The organism is Gimesia chilikensis, from assembly GCF_008329715.1.
GTDB lineage: Bacteria > Planctomycetota > Planctomycetia > Planctomycetales > Planctomycetaceae > Gimesia > Gimesia chilikensis.
The window spans coordinates 1-316 of record NZ_VTSR01000040.1 but is presented as its reverse complement, the minus strand read 5'-3'; the positions used below and the strand labels follow the sequence as shown (position 1 = coordinate 316).

Below are 316 nucleotides of genomic sequence, written 5' to 3'. Positions count from 1 at the left end.
TTCGAAGTAACGGGCATCGTAGTACAGCGTGTTCCAGCTGCCGGTGCTGCTGTAGCCCACATCACCATTGTCGATCAGTACCACGTCCGTCATTTCAGCGGTGATGTTGAACGTGAACGGATTCTCATCGCTGTCGTTCGTAACGATTGAGACCGGACCAGCAACCACACCGGCGGCGCCGGTGCTGTTGAACGAGATCTCGAAGGTCGTCGACTGACCGGCGAACAGAGTCGTCGTACCCAGCGGAGACGAGACGGTATATTCGCCCGATCCTGGCAGAGTGATGGCTCCCAGGTTCAGCGTGTTGGTCCCCGTG

At 57.9% G+C, this 316-nt stretch carries 1 pseudogene; it reads right to left on the bottom strand.

Annotated elements, in window-relative coordinates:
* Nucleotides 1-316 (bottom strand): annotated as a pseudogene (locus FYZ48_RS29445) (hypothetical protein); the annotation flags it as partial.